1 protein-coding gene is annotated in these 566 nt (G+C 39.0%); it reads right to left on the reverse strand.

Features of this window, described 5'->3' with window-relative positions; genetic code table 11:
- Nucleotides 1-244, reverse strand: a 244-nt coding sequence (locus R8O11_RS30095) for a YciN family protein (RefSeq protein ID WP_318195245.1), incomplete at its 3' end; no start/stop codon positions are given.
- Between the last annotated feature and the right edge of the window lie 322 nt (nucleotides 245-566).

A 566-nucleotide genomic window follows, 5' to 3' on the forward strand; every position in this document is an offset into this window, starting at 1 on the left:
TAATCAGCGTAAATTCTTTAGAAAGGTGATGGGCTAAGTATTTGAACATATTGAATACTGCCGTAGTATTTGCGGTTGGTAAGCCTTTGTCATCAAGGAAGTACTCACCTTTAAACACCAAAACCCCGTCTTTTTCTTCTACGCTTGTCGCTCGCATTCCGTCGATGTAATCATCGTGCTCTTGGATGATTTGGTTTGCGATTAAAAGAAGGTCGAATTCTTCAATAAACTTTCTATCAGACATAACGTTCTCATCATTCATTACAAATTAAAAAGTGTGGCGAAGTATACCCATATTCTTTAAGGGTTTGCATGATTAATTCCATCACCACGTTGGTTGATTTGAGGCGAGGGTTAACTCAGTACTGAGGTTACGCGGATACAAAGTGGCTTTCAGCGCAACAACCTAAGGTTGCGCCATATTGACAGAAAATATTTTGTGATGAGTAACAAAATTTATTGCATTGGATTAGCAGTAGCAAAGTTTGCCTGCTTAGATATGCCGCTCAATACCTTTCAGACCCCTGTCTCTTTGAAGTATAAAGACGATGAATTGTCAACCAATC

This window comes from Vibrio sp. 1288 (assembly GCF_033344475.1).